At 74.6% G+C, this 18,827-nt stretch carries 14 protein-coding genes; 9 read left to right on the top strand and 5 right to left on the bottom strand.

Features of this window, described 5'->3' with window-relative positions; translation table 11 throughout:
• Nucleotides 1-169: 169 nt before the first annotated feature.
• Together KSNIM_RS25720 and KSNIM_RS25715 are read left to right on the top strand one after the other, a co-directional pair.
• A complete protein-coding gene (locus tag KSNIM_RS25720) occupies nucleotides 170-463 on the top strand; it encodes a hypothetical protein (RefSeq protein WP_263105499.1) in 294 nt (97 codons plus the stop codon).
• A gap of 100 nt (nucleotides 464-563) precedes the next feature.
• Complete coding sequence (locus KSNIM_RS25715; protein WP_263105498.1) at nucleotides 564-2,000, top strand: FGGY family carbohydrate kinase; 1,437 nt, start codon at nucleotides 564-566, stop codon at nucleotides 1,998-2,000.
• A 27-nt stretch (nucleotides 2,001-2,027) separates the two neighbouring features.
• Here the strand turns inward: KSNIM_RS25715 and KSNIM_RS25710 are convergent, their stop codons facing one another.
• The 4 genes from KSNIM_RS25710 to KSNIM_RS25695 form a co-directional block, all read right to left on the bottom strand.
• Nucleotides 2,028-3,185: an RNA polymerase sigma factor gene (locus tag KSNIM_RS25710; protein ID WP_411543887.1), complete on the bottom strand. Its 1,158-nt coding sequence runs from the start codon at nucleotides 3,183-3,185 to the stop codon at nucleotides 2,028-2,030.
• Between the two features lie 293 nt (nucleotides 3,186-3,478).
• Complete coding sequence (dnaG, locus tag KSNIM_RS25705) at nucleotides 3,479-5,404, bottom strand: DNA primase (protein ID WP_263105496.1); 1,926 nt, start codon at nucleotides 5,402-5,404, stop codon at nucleotides 3,479-3,481.
• Nucleotides 5,405-5,440: 36 nt separating this feature from the next.
• On the bottom strand, nucleotides 5,441-6,721 hold the full coding sequence (locus tag KSNIM_RS25700) for a deoxyguanosinetriphosphate triphosphohydrolase (RefSeq protein WP_263105495.1): 1,281 nt from the start codon (nucleotides 6,719-6,721) through the stop codon (nucleotides 5,441-5,443).
• 48 nt (nucleotides 6,722-6,769) lie between these two features.
• Nucleotides 6,770-7,162: a hypothetical protein gene (locus KSNIM_RS25695; protein ID WP_263105494.1), complete on the bottom strand. Its 393-nt coding sequence runs from the start codon at nucleotides 7,160-7,162 to the stop codon at nucleotides 6,770-6,772.
• A 93-nt stretch (nucleotides 7,163-7,255) separates the two neighbouring features.
• Between KSNIM_RS25695 and KSNIM_RS25690 the strand changes: the two genes are divergently transcribed.
• Nucleotides 7,256-7,837, top strand: coding sequence for an ArsR/SmtB family transcription factor (locus tag KSNIM_RS25690; protein ID WP_263105493.1), 582 nt, complete (start codon nucleotides 7,256-7,258; stop codon nucleotides 7,835-7,837).
• Nucleotides 7,834-9,129 (top strand): MFS transporter, encoded by a 1,296-nt coding sequence (locus KSNIM_RS25685; protein WP_263105492.1) that lies wholly within the window; start codon nucleotides 7,834-7,836, stop codon nucleotides 9,127-9,129. Before KSNIM_RS25690 ends, KSNIM_RS25685 begins: the two co-directional genes overlap by 4 nt.
• A 239-nt stretch (nucleotides 9,130-9,368) precedes the next feature.
• Here KSNIM_RS25685 and KSNIM_RS25680 read toward each other — a convergent pair whose 3' ends face one another.
• Nucleotides 9,369-10,181, bottom strand: coding sequence for a sirohydrochlorin chelatase (locus tag KSNIM_RS25680; RefSeq protein ID WP_263105491.1), 813 nt, complete (start codon nucleotides 10,179-10,181; stop codon nucleotides 9,369-9,371).
• 204 nt (nucleotides 10,182-10,385) lie between these two features.
• On the opposite strand from KSNIM_RS25680, the gene KSNIM_RS25675 reads away from it, so the two are divergent.
• The 5 genes from KSNIM_RS25675 to nirD all read left to right on the top strand — a co-directional run bounded on the left by KSNIM_RS25675 (nucleotide 10,386) and on the right by nirD (nucleotide 18,699).
• Complete coding sequence (locus KSNIM_RS25675; RefSeq protein ID WP_263105490.1) at nucleotides 10,386-12,467, top strand: molybdopterin oxidoreductase family protein; 2,082 nt, start codon at nucleotides 10,386-10,388, stop codon at nucleotides 12,465-12,467.
• A gap of 104 nt (nucleotides 12,468-12,571) precedes the next feature.
• Nucleotides 12,572-14,338, top strand: a complete 1,767-nt coding sequence (locus KSNIM_RS25670; protein ID WP_263105489.1) for an ABC transporter ATP-binding protein — start codon at nucleotides 12,572-12,574, stop codon at nucleotides 14,336-14,338.
• A 103-nt stretch (nucleotides 14,339-14,441) separates the two neighbouring features.
• Nucleotides 14,442-15,731: an NAD(P)/FAD-dependent oxidoreductase gene (locus KSNIM_RS25665; RefSeq protein WP_263105488.1), complete on the top strand. Its 1,290-nt coding sequence runs from the start codon at nucleotides 14,442-14,444 to the stop codon at nucleotides 15,729-15,731.
• On the top strand, nucleotides 15,728-18,349 hold the full coding sequence (nirB, locus tag KSNIM_RS25660; protein ID WP_263105487.1) for a nitrite reductase large subunit NirB: 2,622 nt from the start codon (nucleotides 15,728-15,730) through the stop codon (nucleotides 18,347-18,349). Before KSNIM_RS25665 ends, nirB begins: the two co-directional genes overlap by 4 nt.
• Entirely contained in the window at nucleotides 18,346-18,699 is a 354-nt protein-coding gene (nirD, locus tag KSNIM_RS25655; RefSeq protein WP_263105486.1) for a nitrite reductase small subunit NirD, read from the top strand. Before nirB ends, nirD begins: the two co-directional genes overlap by 4 nt.
• Nucleotides 18,700-18,827: the final 128 nt, after the last annotated feature.

Here is an 18,827-nt window from a genome sequence, read left to right as displayed (position 1 = left end):
CCCGCCCCGCCCGGCGCGCCCCGCGCGCGGCCGTCCGCCCCGCCGGGGATGCTGGTGCCACGGCGGCGCCCCCGCCCCGCGGGCGGCTGCCGACGGGGCGGTTCGCCGCCGGGCACGACGGGTAGGCGCAACGCGGCAGACGACCGTGTGGAAGGGCGGAGAGCAGAGCATGTGGAAGGTCACGTTCATCGTGGGGGTCGGGGTCGGCTACGTCCTCGGCGCCAAGGCGGGCCGGCAGCGGTACGAGCAGATCGTCCGGACCGCCCAGAAGGTCTCGCAGAATCCGAAGGTCCAGGACGCCGCGGGCAAGGCCAAGCAGCAGGCGGGAGCGGTGGCCGGCAAGGCGGCCGGCGCGGTCGCGGACAAGGTCGGCGACAAGCTGCCGAACGCCGTCACCGACCGGGTCTCCGCCTTCCAGCGCAACCACGCGACCGACGACAGTTGGGGCACCGTCCGCCCGTAGCGCACGGGCGGACACCGGACCTCCGCGGATCCTGTACCGACTGGGCAACACTTGACGCGGCGGGCCGCGATCGGGCCGCCCGCTGAGGCATGATCCCATCATGGCCATCGTTGCGGGCATCGACAGCTCCACCACTCGCACCAGGATCGTCGCGTGCGACGCCGAGACCGGCGCCGTCCTCCGGGACGGCAAGGCACCGCACCCGCTCCCGGAGGGGGCCGACGCCCGCGGCACCGAGGTGGACCCGCAGACCTGGCTGCACTCGCTCGGCGACGCGGCCACCGGCGGCCTGCTGGAGGGCGTCACCGCGATCGGCGTCTCGGCCCAGCAGCACGGCCTGATCGGGCTGGACGCCGGCGGTGTGCTCGTCCGGCCCGCACTGCTGTGGAACGACCCACGCTCGGCCGGTGCCGCCGCCTCGCTCATCGACGCGCTCGGCGGCCCGGCCCCGTGGGTGGAGGCCATCGGCTCGGTGCCCTCCCCCACGTACACGATCGCCAAGCTGCGCTGGCTGGCCGAGTTCGAGCCGGTCTCGGCCAAGCGGATCGCCGAGGTGCTGCTGCCGCACGACTGGCTGGTCTGGCAGCTGCTCGGCCACCCCAGGCGGCGCACCACCGACCGGGGCGACGCCTCCGGGACCGGCTACTGGTCGCCCGTCACCGGCGAGTACCGGCAGGACCTGATCAAGCTCGCGCTCGGCCACGAACTGCAGGTCCCGGACGTGCTCGGCCCGGCCGAGGCCGCCGGACACACCCCCGAGGGCCTGCTGATCTCGGCCGGCACCGGCGACAACATGGCCGCCGCGCTCGGCCTCGGGCTGCGCCCCGGCGACGCGGTCGTCTCGCTCGGCGGCAACGGCACCGTCTTCGCCGTGCACGAGCACGCCGTGGTCGACGTCACCGGCGCCGTCTCCTCGTTCGCCGACGCCACCGGCCGCCACCTGCCGATGGCCGGCACCCTCAACGCGGCGCAGGTGCTGCGGTCGACCGCCGCGATGCTCGGCTGCGACCTGGAGGCGCTCAGCGACCTCGCGCTGCAGTCCTCGCCCGGCGCGTACGGCCTGGTGCTGCTGCCGTACCTGGACGGCGAGCGCACCCCGAAGCTGCCGCACGCGGCCGGCACCCTGACGGGCCTTCGGGCCGAGTCGATGGGCCCTCAGCACCTGGCCAGGGCCGCCGTCGAGGGCATGCTCTGCAACGTCGCCGAAGCGGTGGACGTGCTGCGCGCGAACGGTGTCGCCGTCGGCCGGGTGTTCCTGCTCGGCGCGGTCGGGCGGCTGCCGGCCGTGCGGGAGGTGGCCCGGCAGCTGTTCGGCGTGCCGGTGCTGATCCCGCCGCCCGGCGCGCACGCGGCGAGGGGCGCCGCCCGGCAGGCCGCGTGGGCGCTGGCCGGCACCCCGGAGCCCCCGGAGTGGGAGCTGCCGGAGGTGGTCGTGCTGACCCCTGACCCGGACCAGGACCTGCCGATCGGCACGGCGGTGCGCCAGCAGTTCAAGGCCGTCCGCGAGCAGATCCACCCGGAGACGGCGGCCGGCTGAACGCCCAGGCGGCCGGGGCCGTGGCGGTCAGTCGAGGTAGGCGCGGAGCTGCTCGGCGTAGGCGTGCGCGCGGAGCTTGCCGAGGGCCTTGGACTCGATCTGCCGGATGCGTTCCCGGGTGACGCCGAACAGCGCGCCGATCTCCTCCAGGGTGCGCGGCCGGCCGTCGTCCAGGCCGTAGCGCAGCCGGGCGACCTGGCGCTCCCGCTCGCCGAGGGTGGCGAGCACGGCGTCCAGGTGCTCGCGGAGCAGCAGCAGGGCGGCGCTCTCCGCGGGCGACGCGGCGTCGGCGTCCTCGATCAGGTCGCCGAGCGCGACGTCGTCCTCCTCGCCGACCGGGGTGTGCAGCGAGACCGGCTCCTGGGCGAGCCGCAGCACCTCGCGGACGCGCTCCTCGGGCAGTTGCACCGCCAGCCCGACCTCGGCCGCGGTGGGCTCCCTGCCCTGCTCCTGCAGCATGGTGCGCTGCACCCGCAGCACCCGGTTGATCTGCTCCACCACGTGCACCGGGACGCGGATGGTGCGCGCCTGGTCGGCGAGTGCCCGGCTCATCGCCTGGCGGATCCACCAGGTCGCGTAGGTCGAGAACTTGTAGCCGCGGGCGTAGTCGAACTTCTCGACCGCGCGGATCAGGCCGAGATTGCCCTCCTGGACGAGGTCGAGCAGGGTCAGGCCGCGGCCGACGTACCGCTTGGCGACCGACACCACCAGGCGGAGGTTGGCCTCGATCAGGCGGCGCTTGGCGATCCGTCCGATCACCACCAGGCGGTCGAGGTCGCCGGCGAGGGTGCCGTCCAGCGGTTCGCCGTCGGCGGCGGCGCGGTCGAGGGCCTCCTCGGCGAACAGGCCGGCCTCGATGCGGCGGGCCAGCTCGACCTCCTCCTCGGCGGTGAGCAACCGGATCCGGCCGATCTCGCGCAGGTACTGGCGGAGCAGGTCGGCGGAGGGGCCGGTGGCGTCGTCGAGCGCCGGGAGGCGGGCCGCGGTGTCGGACTCCTCGGCCTCCTGCTCGACCACCGCGGCGGCCGGGCCGGGCGCGTGGGGGCCGTCCTCAACGCCGGGCGGGCCGGCCTGCGGGGGCACCCGGCCCTGGGTGTCCGGCGGGCCGGCGGCGCGGTCGTGCACGGTGCCGTCGTCGCGGACGACGGCCTGGGGCCGACGGGCTGCTGCTAGCTCCACGGGAATCCCTTCGGGCCGCGCGCGGCAGCTGGGGGACGCCGCGCCACACGGGACTGGGATACCCAGGAGTGTGGGCCGCGCCACACGCGGGGCCGAGAAGATGTACGGACAGCGAGGGCAACCCGTCAGGGGCGCGGGGAACTGCGCAGTCCGGGTGCGGGCCTCATGGCAGCGACGGGCCGGTCATGATCTGCGATGCGGGCCGGATCAGAGTTGCGCAGTTCTCCCCCCGGCCTTCGGCCGGGCGGTGGCCCCCACGCGCCCCCGAGTGGTTGGCCCGTGTGCCTCGCAGGACCGTCCTAGAGCGCCGCGGCGCCGCGGGAGCGCAGCTGGTGGCCGTACTGCTGGAGGGCGTACAGCTCGCTCTGGACGGCGTTGACCTCCTCGGCGGAGGCGCGGCTGCCGAGCCGCTGGAGGTGGGCGCGGGCCTCGGCCACGCGCCGGTCGACGGCCTGCAGTCGGAGCTTGACCAGGAACTCGCCCGCGTAGACCTGGTCGGCCTTCCGGCGGGAGCGGATGGGCTCGACGGTCAGTTCCAGGACGAGGCGGCGCACCTCGTCGTCGGGGCAGGCCTCGCGGACGGTGCCGGTGAAGTCGGGCAGCGCGGCGCCGTACGCCGTGCCGCCGGCCTGGCCGATCGCCCGGCGAACGGCCTGGTAGGGCGGGGTCGGGAACTCGTCCTCGCCGTACTGGTCGAACGCGGGGCTGACCAACTCCGGGTGCTGGAGGGCGAGTTTGAGCAGCTCACGCTCGACGAACTGGGCCGGGTCGCGCGGGTTCAGCCGGTAGGAGGGCGTGGGCGGGCGGACGGGCTGCGGCGCGGCCTCGGCGCGGCGGGCCCCCGGTCGGGTCTGGCCGTTCTGCTGGTTCTCGCGCTGCCAGCGGGCGAGCTGGCCGATCCGGCGGACGACGAACTGCTCGTCGAGGATGCCGAGCATGCCGGCCAGCTGGACGGCGTACTCGTGCTGGATGGAGCGGTCCTTGATCCGGACGATGATCCGCGAGGCCTCCTCCAGCGCGACGGCGCGGCCCTCGGCGGTGTCCACCCGGTGCCGGGCGACGGCCTGGCGGAGTGCGAACTCGAAGAGCGGGACGGGGTTCTCGATCAGTTCGCGGACGGCGTCGTCGCCCTTGGCGAGGCGCAGTTCGCACGGGTCCATGCCGCCGGGGGTGATGGCGATCGAGGTGCGGGCGGCGAACTTCTGGTCGTCCTCGAAGGCGCGCAGGGCGGCCTTCTGCCCGGCGGCGTCGCCGTCGAAGGTGAAGACGGTCTCGCCCCGCCCCAGACCATTGGCGGTGTGGGAGGTGTCCATCAGGAAGCGGCGGATGACCTTGATGTGCTCCTCGCCGAAGGAGGTGCCGCAGGTGGCCACCGCGGTCTCCACGCCCGCGAGGTGGCAGGCCATCACATCGGTGTAGCCCTCGACGACCACGGCCCGGCCGGACTTGGCGATCTCCTTGCGGGCCAGGTCGATGCCGTACAGCACCTGGGACTTCTTGTAGAGCGGGGTCTCGGGGGTGTTGAGGTACTTGGGTCCGTTGTCGTCCTCGCGCAGCCGGCGGGCGCCGAAGCCGATGACCTCGCCCGCGGTGTCCCGGATCGGCCAGACCAGCCGGCCGCGGAAGCGGTCGATCAGGCCGCCGCGCTGGCCCTTGGAGGCCAGCCCGCCCAGCAGGATCTCCTTGTCGCTGAAGCCCTTGCCGCGCAGGTACCGGACGAGGTGCTCCCAGCCGGCCGGGGCGTAGCCCACGCCGAAGCGCTTGGCGGCGGTCTCGTCGAAGCCGCGCTCGGCGAGGAAGCGGCGGCCGATCTCGGCCTCCGGGGAGGCGAGCTGCTCCTCGTACCAGGCGGCGGCCGCCTTGTGGGCCTCGACCAGGCGGGTCCGCTCGCCCTGCTGGTGGCGCGGCGAGTAGCCGCCCTCCTCGTAGCGCAGGGTGATGCCGGCCTGGGCGGCCATCCGCTCGACGGCCTCGGCGAACGAGCAGTGCTCGATCTTCATCAGGAAGGAGATGGTGTCGCCGGCCTCGCCGCAGCCGAAGCAGTTGAAGACGCCCTTGCCGGGGTGGACGTAGAAGGAGGCGGACTTCTCGTCGTGGAAGGGGCAGACGCCCTTCAGCTGCGCACCGCCACCGTTGACGAGCTGCACGTAGTCGCCGACGACGGCGTCGATCGGCAGTGCGCTGCGCACCGCCTGCACGTCCTCGTCCCTGATCCGCCCGGCCACCCGTGAAGTGTAGGCGACCGGGCGGGAACGGAGGGGTCAGCGGTGCCGGATCAGCCGGGCGTGCAGGGCGAGGGCGGAGGCGTCGGTGAGGGTGGCGATCTGGTCGATCACGGCACGCAGCGCGGCCCGGTCGTCCTCGGCCTCCTCGTGAACGGCGGCGAAGACCGGGTCGAGGCCGTGCGGGGCGCTACGGGTGAGGGCGTCGGCGAGCTCGGCGATGACGATCCGCTGCCGGGAGCGGAGCTGGGCCTGCTCGTCGCGCTGCATCACGTAGCGGACGGCGACGGCCTTGAGCACCGCGCACTCCAGCCGGACGGGGCGCGGGACGACCAGCTCGGCGCCGTACCGGGTGAGCCGGCCGGGGCCGTAGCGGGCCCGGGTGGCCTGCTCGGCGGCCAGGCAGAACCGGCCGATGAGCTGGGAGGTGAGGTCCTTCAGTCCGGCCCGGGCGCGGGCGCTGCCGTCGTAGCTGCGCGGCCACCACTCCTGCGCCTGGAGGCGGTCGAGGGCCTCGGCGAGCTCGGCGGGGGCGGCGTCGGGGGCGTACCGCTCGGCGATCTTGAAGAGTTCGGCGCGCTCCTCGGCGGAGCGCAGCGCGTCCGGGTCGATGTGGCCGGCCTGGAGGCCGTCCTCGACGTCGTGGGTGGAGTAGGCGACGTCGTCGGACCAGTCCATCACGGTGGCCTCGAAGCACTTGCGGCCGTCCGGTGTGCCGGCCCGCATCCAGCGGAAGACCGGCAGGTCGTCGCCGTACACGCCGTACTTGGTGGAGGACGGGTCCGCGGGGTGCCGGCCGCGTGCCCACGGGTACTTGGTGGCGGCGTCGAGTGCGGCGCGGGTGAGGTTGAGGCCGACGCTGCGGCCGGGCCGGGGGGCGAGCCGGGTCGGGCTCTCGTCGGCCGGGGCGAAGCGCTTGGGTTCGAGGCGGGTGAGGATGCGCAGCGACTGGGCGTTGCCCTCGAAGCCGCCGCACTCGCGGGCGGCCTGGTCGAGGGCCTCCTCGCCGGTGTGGCCGAACGGCGGGTGGCCGATGTCGTGGGCGAGGCAGCCGGTCTCGACCAGGTCCGGGTCGCATCCGAGGGCGGCACCGAGCTCGCGGCCGACCTGGGCGCACTCCAGGGAGTGGGTCAGTCTCGTCCGCGGGAAGTCGCTCTGCAGCGGGGCGACCACCTGGGTGGTGCCGGCGAGCCGGCGGATCGCGGCGGAGTGGAGCACCCGCGCGCGGTCGCGCTGGAAGGCGGTGCGGCCGGGGCGCTTGTCCGGCTCGGGCACCCAGCGGGCCTCGGCGTTGGGGTCGTACGGCGTGGTGTCGTCCATATACCCGTCACGGTACGCCCGCTGACCGACATCCAGGGATGCGCCGCGCTACGGCCGGGCGGCCAGGAGTCGGCGCCATCGGGGCCGTTCGGTGACCGGGCAGGCGGCGGCGAGGACGGTCACCGGGACGGCGGCCCGGGAGGGCCAGACCGCCCAGGCGCCGGCGACCGCGGCGGGCTGGAGCAGGACCAGGCCGACGGTGACGTACCCGGGGACGGGGACGAGCACCTGTTTCTTGTCGCCGGGAGTGGCGAGGAGGGTCGGCGGGCCGATCAGCACGAGGAGCGCGGCGGCGGAGAGCCTGAGCGGGACGCCGGCGAGGGCCCAGGGGGCGGCGACCCCTGCGACGAGTTCGGTGAGGAAGCGCAGGGCGTCGGGGAGCCGGGCGGAGGCGGCGGGGCCTCCGGCGGAGAGGGCGTCGGCGCCTGCGGGGTAGGCCATGGGCCAACTCTCGTACGGCGGTGGGGGATGACGCATCGTCCAATGTTGCAGAGAACCCTTTGCAGAGACTCCTCTGCATTGTACGGTGGAGCCATGACCGCACCCGAGAACCAGCGTCGGATCGACGCCCGCAGCCTGCGCGCCCTCGCCCACCCGCTGAGGGTCCGCATCCTCGACGCCCTCTCCGCCGAGGGCCCCGCCACCTCCGCCCGGCTCTCCGAGCGCCTCGGCGAGAGCACCGGCACCATCAGCTGGCACCTGCGCCTGCTCGCCGAGCACGGCTTCATCGAGGAGGACACCGGGCGCGGCACCCGCCGGGAGCGGTGGTGGCGCCGCGTCCGCGGCAGGAACGTGCTCAGCACCACCGACTTCGCCGACGACCCCGAGGCACGCGACGCCGCCGCGGTCTACCTCCAGGAGATGCTGCGCGGGCAGTTCCGGCGGGTCGCCGACTCGCTGGCCGCCGAGTGGACGGGCGAGTGGCGCGGTACCGGCTCCATCAGCGACTGGAACAGCCTCGTCCTGACCCCCGACCAGCTCCGGGCACTGAGCGAGGAGTTGTCGCAGGTGGTGGCCCGCTACGCCACCGACCCCGACGCCGGACCCGATCCGCTGGCCCGCCCCGTCGTCGTGCAGATCCAGGCCGTCCCGCGGGCCGAGGGCGGTGCCGCATGAGTGCCGCCGGCCGCCGCGGCGGACTGCTCCGCCGCCACCGCGACTTCCGCCTGCTCTGGGGCGGCGAGACCGCCAACCGCTTCGGCTCCGCCGTCACCGGACTCGCGATGCCGCTGATCGCCGTCACCGCGCTGCACGCCACGACCTTCCAGGTCGCGCTGCTCGGCGCCGCCGGCTGGCTGCCCTGGCTGGTCCTCGGCCTCCCGGTCGGCGTCTGGGTGGACCGGATGCCGCGCCGACCGGTCATGCTGGCCTCCTCGGCCGCCTCGCTGGCGCTGCTGCTCACCGTGCCGGCGGCCGCCGCGGCCGGCGCGCTCACCCTGGCCCAGTTACTCGCCGTCGCGGTCGGCACCGGCACCGCCGGCGTCTTCTTCCAGACCGCGTACACCGCCTACCTGCCCGGCCTGCTCGACCCGGCGGACCAGGCCGAGGGCAACGCCAAACTGCACGGCAGCGCCTCCGCCGCCGGCATCGCCGGACTCGGCTCCGGCGGCCTGATCTCCCAACTCGCCGGACCGGTCGGCGGCCTGGTCGCCAACGCCGCGACCTTCGTGTTCTCGCTGTGGTGCACCGCACGGATCAGGCACCGGGAGATCCTGCCGCCGGCCCGCGAGCGCTCGCTCCCGCGCGAGGTCCGCGACGGACTCGGGCTGGTCTTCGGCGACGTGTGGTTCCGGACCCTGACGCTGTGGGGCGCCGCCGCCAACCTCGCCCTCACCGGCTTCCAGTCGATCCTGGTGGTCTTCCTCGTCCGCGAGGTGCACCTGCCGCCCGGCGCGGTCGGCAGCCTGGTGGCGGTCGGATCGGTGGGCGGCATCGCCGGCGCGGCCGTCGCCCGGCGGGTGGCCGCCGCGATCGGCACCGCCCGGGCCATGCTGGTGTTCGAGATCGGCCTGCCGCTGCTGACGCTGCTGGTGCCGCTCACCACGCCGGGCGCAGGGCTGGCGTGCTACCTGGTCGGCGCGTTCGCGGTGTCCGCCGGGGTGGTCGCCGGAAATGTCGTCAAGTCGACGTTCCAGCAGCAGTACTGCCCGCCGGAGCTGCTCGGGCGGCTCAGTGCGAGCAGCTCGGTGCTCAACTTCGGGGCGATTCCGGTGGGTGCGGTGCTCGCCGGGCTCCTCGGCACCGAACTCGGCCTGCGGCCGGCGATGTGGATCATGACGGCCGGGGTGCCGCTGGCCGGGCTGATCCTCTGGTGGTCGCCGGTACGGCGCTGCCGGGACCTGCCCGCACGGGTGCGGGGCGCCGTGGTGGCGGGGAGCCCGGGTCAGGAGCGGTGCGCGGCCCGCTGACGCGGGAAGGGACCACCGCCGCATCGGGCGCCGGAGGTCGGGGTGGTGGAGGTCTGAGCGGGCGGGCTGCGCGGGCTCGGCCGGTCGCGCAGGTCCCCGCGCCCCTGAGGCAGCACCCGATCGGTCGGGAGGGGCAACGGGGTGGTGGGGGTGGGAGGTGACGGTTCGCCTCGCGGGTGGCCGGGTCGCGCGGTTCCCCGCGCGCCTGATGGGCGAGCCCTTGCAGGCGGGCGCTCCGGTCAGGCCGCGATGGGGAGCAGCCCCGGGACGCCGGCCCGGTAGCGGTCCAGGACGAGGCGGACGACCGCGTCGTGGGCGCCCAACGGGGCGGCGGCGACAGGGGCGCCGGCGGCGGCGGCGAGCCGGGCGAAGTCGCCGGGGGCGGTGAAGTAGCCGGCCACCGCGGGGCGACGGCCCTCGGCGCTGAGGCGGGCGACGGTCTCGGCCACGCTCGGGCCGCCGGCGGCGACGTACCCGGGGTGGACGGGCACGCCGAGACGGAGTGCGAGGAGCCGGGCCTGTTCGGCGGTGTCGAGGGCGGCCGCCGGGTCGCGGGAGCCGGAGGCGGCGAGCACCACGGCGTCCCGCCCGTCGGCGCCGCGGCGCCAGCCGGCCTCGGCGAGCCGGGCGGCCAGGGCCTCGGCGAGCAGCGGGTGCGGGCCGAGCGGGGCGGCGACCGCGCCGGTGACCTGCGGGGCTGCGGCGAGCGCGGCGGGGACGTCGACCTTGGCGTGGTGGCCGCGGCTCAGCAGCAGCGGGACGAGGACGGCCGGTCCGCCGAGGCTGTCGAGGACGTCGGGGAGCAGCGGCGCGTTGAGGCCGAGGTGGCCGAGCCGGACGTCGAGTTCGGGTCTGGCGGCGCGCAGCCGGTCCACGAGGCGGGCGATCTCCGCTCCGGCGGCGGGGTCCCGGGAGCCGTGCGCGACCAGGACCAGGGCGGGGCGGCGGGCCGCGTGCAGGACCCGCACCGGCCGCGGCGGGACGGCGGCCCGGACGGCCGCGGGGGCGGCGGACGCGGTGGAGGCGGCGACGAGCGTGGGGATCGGCGTCATACCGTCCAGCGTCACCCACGGCTGTTTCCCCGCCGTTGCCCGGTGGTCACGAGTGGTTTCCCGGGCCTCACCGGCCGCCGGAGGAGCTGGTGAGGGGCGCGGGCACCCGCCTCACAGCCGGTCCGGCGGCCGGTGAGGGCGGTGTGCGGGGGCCGTAACCTGCGGGCCGCGGCGGCGAAACAGCGCCGTAGCACGGTGGTGGGCATGAACGATGCCGCCACCGACACCCACTGCCCGTACTGTGCGCTGCAGTGCGGAATGGGGCTGCGCCGCACGGACGGGCCCGTCCCGGTCGCCGTGGTGGAGCGGCCCGGCTTCCCGGTGAACCGGGGGGCACTCTGCGGCAAGGGTACGAACGCCGCCGCGGTGCTCGCCCCCGGCACCCGGCTGACCACCCCGCTGGTGCGCACCGGCGGCGAGCTGCGTCCGGCCTCCTGGGACGAGGCGCTGGACCGGATCGCCGGGGCGGTGACGGCCACCGCCGCCGCCCACGGCAGGGACGCCGTCGGGGTGTTCGGAGGCGGCGGGCTCACCAACGAGAAGGCGTACCTGCTGGGCAAGTTCGCGCGGGTGGTGCTCGGCACCTCGGCGATCGACTACAACGGCCGGTTCTGCATGTCCTCCGCGGCGGCCGGCGGCATCCGGGCGTTCGGCCTGGACCGCGGGCTGCCCTTCCCGGTCGAGGACATCCCCCGGGCGGGCTGTGTGATCCTGGTCGGCGGGAACCCGGCCGAGACCATGCCGCCGTTCGTCCGCTACCTGCGCGAGCTGCAGGAGAACGGCGGGAAGCTGATCGTCGTCGACCCGCGGCGCACCCGGACGGCCGAACTCGCCGACCTGCACCTCGCCCCGCGGCCCGGCACCGACCTGGCGCTGGCACTCGGCATGCTGCACCTGGTGGTCGCCGAGGGCCGCACCGACGAGGCGTTCGTCGCCGAGCGGACCAGCGGCTGGGCACAGACCCGCGCGGCCGCGATGGCGCACTGGCCGGAGCACGTCGAGTCGGTGACGGGGGTGCCGCTGCCGCACCTGCGCGAGGCGGTGCGGATGTTCTGCGACGCGCAGACCGGCATGGTGCTGACCGCCCGCGGCCCCGAGCAGCAGGCCAAGGGCACCGACACGGTCAGCGCCTGGATCAACCTGTGCCTGGCCACCGGCAACGCCGGCCGGCCGTACGCCGGGTACGGCTGCCTCACCGGCCAGGGCAACGGCCAGGGCGGCCGCGAGCACGGCCAGAAGGCCGACCAGCTGCCCGGCTACCGCAAGCTGGACGACCCGGCGGCCCGCGCGCACGTCGCCGCGGTGTGGGGCGTCGACCCGGACTCGCTGCCGGGGCCGGGGCGCAGCGCCTACGAGCTGCTGGACTCGCTCGGCACGGACGTGCGGGCACTGCTGCTGGCCGGCTCCAACCCGGTGGTGTCGGCGCCGCGTTCGGCGCACGTGGCCGAACGGCTGCGGTCGCTGGACTTCCTGGCCGTCAGCGACGTGGTGCTCTCCGAGACGGCGGCGCTGGCGGACGTGGTGCTGCCGGTCACCCAGTGGGCGGAGGAGACCGGCACGATGACCAACCTGGAGGGCCGGGTGATCCTGCGCCGCAAGGCGGTCGAGGCTCCGGCGGGGGTGCGCAGCGACCTGGAGGTGCTGCACGCGCTGGCCGGGCGGCTCGGCCACGGGGAGGGCTTCCCGACCGAACCCGAGAAGGCGTTCGACGAGCTGCGCCGGGCGTCGGCCGGCGGCCCCGCGGACTACGCGGGGATCAGCTACGAGCGGATCGAGGCCGAGCAGGGGGTGTTCTGGCCGTGCCCGTCGGCGGACCACCCGGGCACCCCGAGGCTGTTCCTCGACCGGTTCGCGACGCCGGACGGTCGGGCCAGGTTCACCGCGGTGCACCACCGTCCGGCGGGTGAGGAGCCGGACGAGGAGTACCCGGTGCGCCTGACCACCGGCCGGGTGCTGGCGCAGTACCAGTCCGGTGCGCAGACCCGCCGGGTGGCCGAGCTGAACGCGGCCGCGCCCGGTGCGTTCGTCGAACTGCACCCAAGGCTCGCCGAGCGGCTCGGGGTGCGCGACGGCGAGCAGGTGGCCGTGGTGAGCCGACGCGGACGGACCGTCACCCCCGCGCGGCTCACCACGGCGATCCGTCCGGACACGGTGTTCATGCCGTTCCACTGGCCGGGCGCGGCCAATGCGAACGTGCACACCAACCCGGCACTCGACCCGGTGTCCCGGATGCCGGAGTTCAAGGCGTGCGCGGTGCGGCTGGAGCGGTGCGAGGGCGGCGGCTGACCGGAGGGGCCGGGCGGCTGTCCGGTTCCGGCCAGCCGCAGCGCGGCACCGGGCTGCCAGGATGGTGCCGCCCCCGCACCGAACTCCTCCCCCGGGAACCGTCCATGGCGCTGCCCCACGGGCCGCTCAGCCACCGCTACCGCGGCGAGCACCCCGTCCGCACCCTCCTCTACCTCTTCCGGCCCGACCGGCGGCGCGTCGCCCTGGCCGTCGTCGTGTTCTTCGCCAAGCACGCCCCGGTCTGGCTGCTGCCGCTGATCACCGCGAACATCGTGGACGTGGTCGTCCGGCACCGGCCGGTCTCCGTGCTGTGGTGGAACTCCGCGGTGCTGCTGGTGATCCTGCTGCTCAACCTGCCGCTGCACCTGCTGTACGTGCACTGGATGCACGGCTCGATCCGGCGGACGGGCACCCGGCTGCGCTCGGCGCTCTGCCACCGGATGCAGCAGCTGTCCATCGGCTACCACTCGCGGGTCAGCGCCGGCGTGCTGCAGGCCAAGGTGATCCGCGACGTCGAGGGCATCGAGAACGCCTCGCAGCAGACCGCCGACAACGGTCTCGCCGCGATCGCCACCCTCACCGGCGGCCTGGTCGTCATCGGCGTGCAGACCCCGGCCTTCCTGCCGGTGTTCGTGGTGATCGTGCCGGCGGCGGCGCTGCTGGTCGTCCGGCTCCGGGAGCGGCTGCGCAGCCAGAACGAGTCCTTCCGGCAGGAGGTCGAGCAACTGTCGTCGCGGGTCGGCGAGATGACCACACTGATCCCGATCACCCGGGCGCACGGCCTGGAGCACACCGCGCTGCGCCGGGTGGACCGCACCCTCGGCCGGGTGCTGGACGCGGGGCTGCGCCTCGACCTGCTCAACGGCCGCTTCGGCTCGCTCGCGTGGATCCTGCTCAACGCGATCGGGGTGGGCTGCCTGGCCGGCTCCGCGCTGGTCGCCTACTACGGCTGGCTGGACGTCAGCCCGGGCGCGGTGGTGATGCTCAGCGCATACTTCTCCAGCCTGACCGGCTCGGTCACCACCCTGCTGACGCTGACCCCGCAGCTCGGCAAGGGACTGGAGTCCGTCCGTTCGATCGGCGAGGTGCTGCAGGCCCCGGACCTGGAGGAGAACTCCGGCAAGGCGGAGGTCGCGCAGGTCACCGGGCGGATCGAGTTCCGCGGTGTCGGGCACACCTACCCGGGCGGCGAGGAGCCCTCGGTGAGCGGCTTCGACCTGACCGTGCGGCCGGGCGAGACGATCGCGCTGGTCGGCGGGTCCGGCGCGGGCAAGTCGACGGTGCTCAACCTGCTGATCGGATTCCTGCGGCCGACCGAGGGCCGGATCCTGCTGGACGGCACCGACATGGAGCAGCTGGACCTGCGCAGCTACCGCACGTTCCTGTCCGTGGTGCCGCAGGAGTCCATCCTGTTCGAGGGCAGCATCCGGGAGAACGTCACCTACGGCCTGAAGGACGTGCCGGAGGAGAGGGTGCGGGCCGCACTGCGGGACGCCAACGCGCTGGAGTTCATCGACCGGCTGCCGCAGGGCCTGGACACCGTCGTCGGCGAGCGCGGCGCCCGGCTGTCCGGCGGCCAGAAGCAGCGTCTCGCGATCGCCCGCGCGCTCATCCGCGACCCGCGGGTGCTGATCCTCGACGAGGCGACCTCCGCCCTGGACTCCCGCTCCGAGGCACTGGTGCAGCAGGCGCTCGCCCGGCTGGTCGCGGGCCGGACGGTGTTCGTGGTGGCCCACCGGCTCTCCACGATCAGGAACGCCGACCGGATCGTGGTGATGCACCACGGCCGGATCGCCGAGATCGGCTCGCACACCGAACTCCTGCGCAGCGGTGGGGCGTACGCCGGGCTGCAGGCCGCCCAGCTCGCCTGACCAGGGGGCTCACACCCGGCTCCGCGCGCCGCTGAGGTCGACTTTCCGCTCGTGAAACAGAGCGGCCCCGGCCGGGTAACTTCCGGGAAGCATGCTCAAGGGCATGACAGCGACGGACAGCACAGCGGAGCCGCGGATCGTGGTGATCGGCGGCGGCATGGCCGGTCACCGGCTCGCCCAGCAGCTCACCGCCCACGGCGCACGCCGGGTGACGCTGCTCGCCGAGGAGGAGCACACCCCCTACAACCGGGTGCTGCTCGCCGAGGTGCTGGCCGGACGCTACGCCCGGGACATCGCAGCCCTGGCGGCCCTCCCTGCGCAGGTGGAGTGCCGCCGCGCCCGGGCCGTCCGGATCGACCGCGAGCACCGCGTGGTGCAGTGCGACGACGGCGCCGCCGTGGGGTACGACCGCCTGGTCCTCGCCACCGGCTCCAACCCGGTGCTGCCGCCGCTGCGCGGCCTGTTTGACGACGCTCTGACCGGCCGCGAGAGGCACGAACTGCCCGCCGGCGTCTTCGCCTTCCGCACCATGGCCGACTGCGAGCTGATCGACCGGCACCTGCCGGGCGTCCGGCAGGCCGTGGTGGTCGGCGGCGGACTGCTCGGGGTGAGCGCCGCCCGGGCGCTCGCCGCCCGCGGCGTCCAGGTGGTGCTGGCCCACCAGGGCGAGCACCTGATGGAGCGCCATCTCGACGAGGAGGCCGCCGGACTGCTCCGCGCCCACCTCGCCGAACTCGGCGTCGAGGTGCACACCGAGTGCCGGGTGCGCTCCGCACTCACCGAGGACCGCCGGATCACCGGCGTCGAACTCGCCGACGGCTTCCGACTGGACGCCGAACTCCTCGTCATCGCCACCGGGGTGCGGCCGCGCACCGGCCTCGCCGCCGCGGCCGGCCTGGAGGTGCGGCGCGGCATCGTCGTCGACGACCGGCTGCGCACCTCGGACCCCGCGGTCCACGCCGTCGGCGACTGCGCCGAGCACCGCGGCACCGTCTACGGCCTGGCCGGCCCCGCCCTCGCACAGGCCGACCACCTGGCCCGGCTGCTGTGCGGCCAGGACGCCCCCTACCGGGGCAGCCGGCTGCTCACCCGGCTCACCCTGGCCGGCCCGGACTCGGCGCCGCTGGACCTCGCCGCCTTCGGCGAGACCTCGCCCGCCGGCCCCGGCGACCGGGTCGTCCGGCTCGCCGACGCCAGCCGCGGCACCTACCGCAAGGTCATCGTCCGCCGCGACGAACTGGGGGGCGAGCGCCTGATCGGCGGCGTCCTGCTCGGCGACCTCGGCACCGTCGGCGACCTCGCCGGCACCTGGGAGGGCGACGAAGCCCTGTCCGCACACCCGCTGCACCTGCTCACCACCCAGAGCACGACCCCCGGAGGGCCCTCCCGATGACCACCAGCCCGATGACCACCAGCAAGCCGACCGTCGTCCTGGTCGGGTACGGCATGGTCGGCCACCGCTTCCTGGAAGCCCTCGCCGACAGCGGCGCCGCCGACCGCTACCGGGTCGTCGTCCTCGCCGAGGAGCCCCGGCACGCCTACGACCGCGTCGCCCTGACCTCGTACTTCTCCGGCAGGTCCGCCGACGACCTGCTGCTCGCCGAGGAGGGCTTCGCCGACCGGCACGGTTTCGAGGTGCACCTCTCCTCCCCCGTCGCCTCGATCGACCGGGACGCGAAGACCGTCACCACCGCGGCCGGCCACACGGTCGGCTACGACACGCTGGTCCTCGCCACCGGCTCCTACCCGTTCGTACCGCCGGTCGACGGCAAGGACGCCGAGGGCTGCTTCGTCTACCGCACCATCGAGGACCTGGAGGCCATCGAGGCGTACGCGGCGACCGCCAACGTCGGCGCGGTGGTCGGCGGTGGCCTGCTCGGTCTGGAGGCGGCCGGCGCGCTCAAGGGCCTCGGCCTGGAGACCCACGTGGTCGAGTTCGCGCCGCGGCTGATGCCCGTCCAGGTGGACGAGGGCGGTGGTGAGGCGCTGCGCCGCACCATCGAGGAGATGGGCGTCGTCGTGCACACCGGGGTCGGCACCAAAACCGTCGTGGTCGAGGACGGCAAGGCCCGTGGCATGACCTTCACGGACGGCTCCGAGCTGGAGACCGACCTGGTGATCTTCTCGGCCGGCGTCCGCCCCCGCGACCAGCTGGCCCGCGACTGCGGCCTGGACGTCGGCGAGCGCGGCGGCATCGCCGTCGACGACTTCTGCAAGACCTCGGACGAGAACGTCTTCGCCATCGGCGAGTGCGCGCTCGCCGTCGACGGCCGGGTCTACGGCCTGGTCGCCCCCGGCTACGAGATGGCCCAGGCGGTCGCCCAGCAGCTCGCCGACGAGGCCTGCAAGCCGTTCACCGGCGCCGACCTCTCGACCAAGCTCAAGCTCCTCGGCGTCGACGTGGCCAGCTTCGGCGACGCCTTCGGCACCACCGAGGGCTCGCTGGACGTCGTCTACTCCGACTCCCGCTCCGGCATCTACAAGAAGCTCGTCGTGACCGCCGACGGCGCGCTGCTCGGCGGCATCCTGGTCGGCGACGCCGAGGCCTACTCCTCGCTGCGGCCGCTGGCCGGAACCGGCAACCCGCTGCCCGTCCCCGCCGAGTCGCTGGTCCTCCCGGCCGGCTCCGGCGCCCCCGTCTCGCTCGGCTCCTCCGCGCTGCCGGACGACGCGGTGGTCTGCAACTGCCACAACGTCACCAAGGGCCAGGTCCGCTCGGCCGTCACCGAGCACTCCTGCACCACCGTGCCCGAGGTCAAGAAGTGCACCAAGGCCGGCACGGGCTGCGGCTCCTGCATCAAGCTGCTCTCCACCATCGTCACCGACGAGCTGGAGGCCTCCGGCGTCGAGGTCGACAAGGGCCTGTGCCCCTGCTTCGCGCACACCCGCGCCGAGCTGTACGAGATCGTCCGGGTCAAGCGGATCGCCACCCACCGGCAGCTGCTCGCCGAGCACGGCCGCGCCCCCGAGGGCGCCGAGGGCTGCGAGGTCTGCAAGCCGACCGTCGGCTCGATCATCGCCTCGCTCGCCCCCGAGCTGGAGGCCTCCGGCCACATCCTGGACGGCGAGCAGGCCGCGCTGCAGGACACCAACGACCACTTCCTGGCCAACCTGCAGAAGAACGGCTCCTACTCGGTCGTGCCGCGCATCCCCGGCGGCGAGATCACCCCGGAGAAGCTGATCGTGATCGGCGAGGTCGCCCGCGACTTCGGCCTCTACACCAAGATCACCGGCGGTCAGCGGATCGACCTCTTCGGCGCCAGTGTCGACCAGCTCCCGCAGATCTGGTCCCGCCTGGTCGCCGCCGGCTTCGAGTCCGGACACGCCTACGGCAAGTCGCTGCGCACCGTGAAGTCCTGCGTCGGCTCGACCTGGTGCCGCTACGGCGTCCAGGACTCCGTCGCGATGGCGATCCACCTGGAGCTGCGCTACCGGGGCCTGCGCAGCCCCCACAAGCTCAAGTCGGCCGTCTCCGGCTGCGCCCGCGAGTGCGCCGAGGCCCGCGGCAAGGACTTCGGCGTCATCGCCACCTCCAACGGCTGGAACCTGTACGTCGGCGGCAACGGCGGCGCCACCCCGCGCCACGCGGACCTGCTCGCCCAGGACCTCGACGACGAGCAGTTGATCAGGCTGATCGACCGCTTCCTGATGTTCTACATCCGCACCGCCGACCGGCTGGAGCGCACCTCCACCTGGCTGGAGCGCATCGAGGGCGGCCTCGACCACGTCCGCGACGTGGTGGTGAACGACTCGCTGGGCATCTGCGCCGACCTGGAGGCCCTGATGGCCAACCACGTGGCCGACTACCAGGACGAGTGGGCCGCCACCCTGGCCGACCCGGACCGGATGCGCCGCTTCGTCTCCTTCGTCAACGCCCCGGGCGTCCCGGACCCGAGCATCCGGTTCACCCCCGAGCGCGACCAGATCAAGCCCGACCTGGTGCTCCTCGCCACCGAGGAGGAGCTGCTCGCAGCCCTCGACCCCGACAACGCGCTTCTGGAGACCCGATGACCACCGTCGCCACCACCACCCGCGTCGAGCTGCTGACCGGTCGGTCCTGGACCACCGTCTGCGACTGGGAGCGGCTCGTGCCCGGCCGCGGCGTCGCCGTCCTGCTGCCGGACGGCACCCAGGCCGCCGTCTTCCGCGACCACGCCGACCGCCTCTACGCGGTCGCCAACCGCGACCCGTTCACCGGCGCGTACGTGCTCTCCCGCGGCCTGGTCGGCTCCACTGCGGACGGCCGGGTGTACGTCGCCTCGCCGCTCCTCAAGCAGCGCTTCGACCTGGCGACCGGCGAGTGCCTGGACGACGAGACGGTCCGCATCCCGGTGCACACCGCCCGGCTCGGCGACGTCTGAGTCCCGCAGGGCGCCCCGCGGCCGCTCCGCCCCCTGATCGGCCCCGGCCGTCCGCAGTCCCTGCCCTGACCCGCGGACGGCCGGTGCTCCGCCGAGGGGCGTTCCGCCGTACGGGCCTGCCGTACGGG

Origin of the sequence: Kitasatospora sp. DSM 101779 (assembly GCF_025655475.1) — a bacterium.
GTDB lineage: Bacteria > Actinomycetota > Actinomycetes > Streptomycetales > Streptomycetaceae > Kitasatospora.
This window is presented reverse-complemented; position numbering and strand designations above follow the sequence as displayed.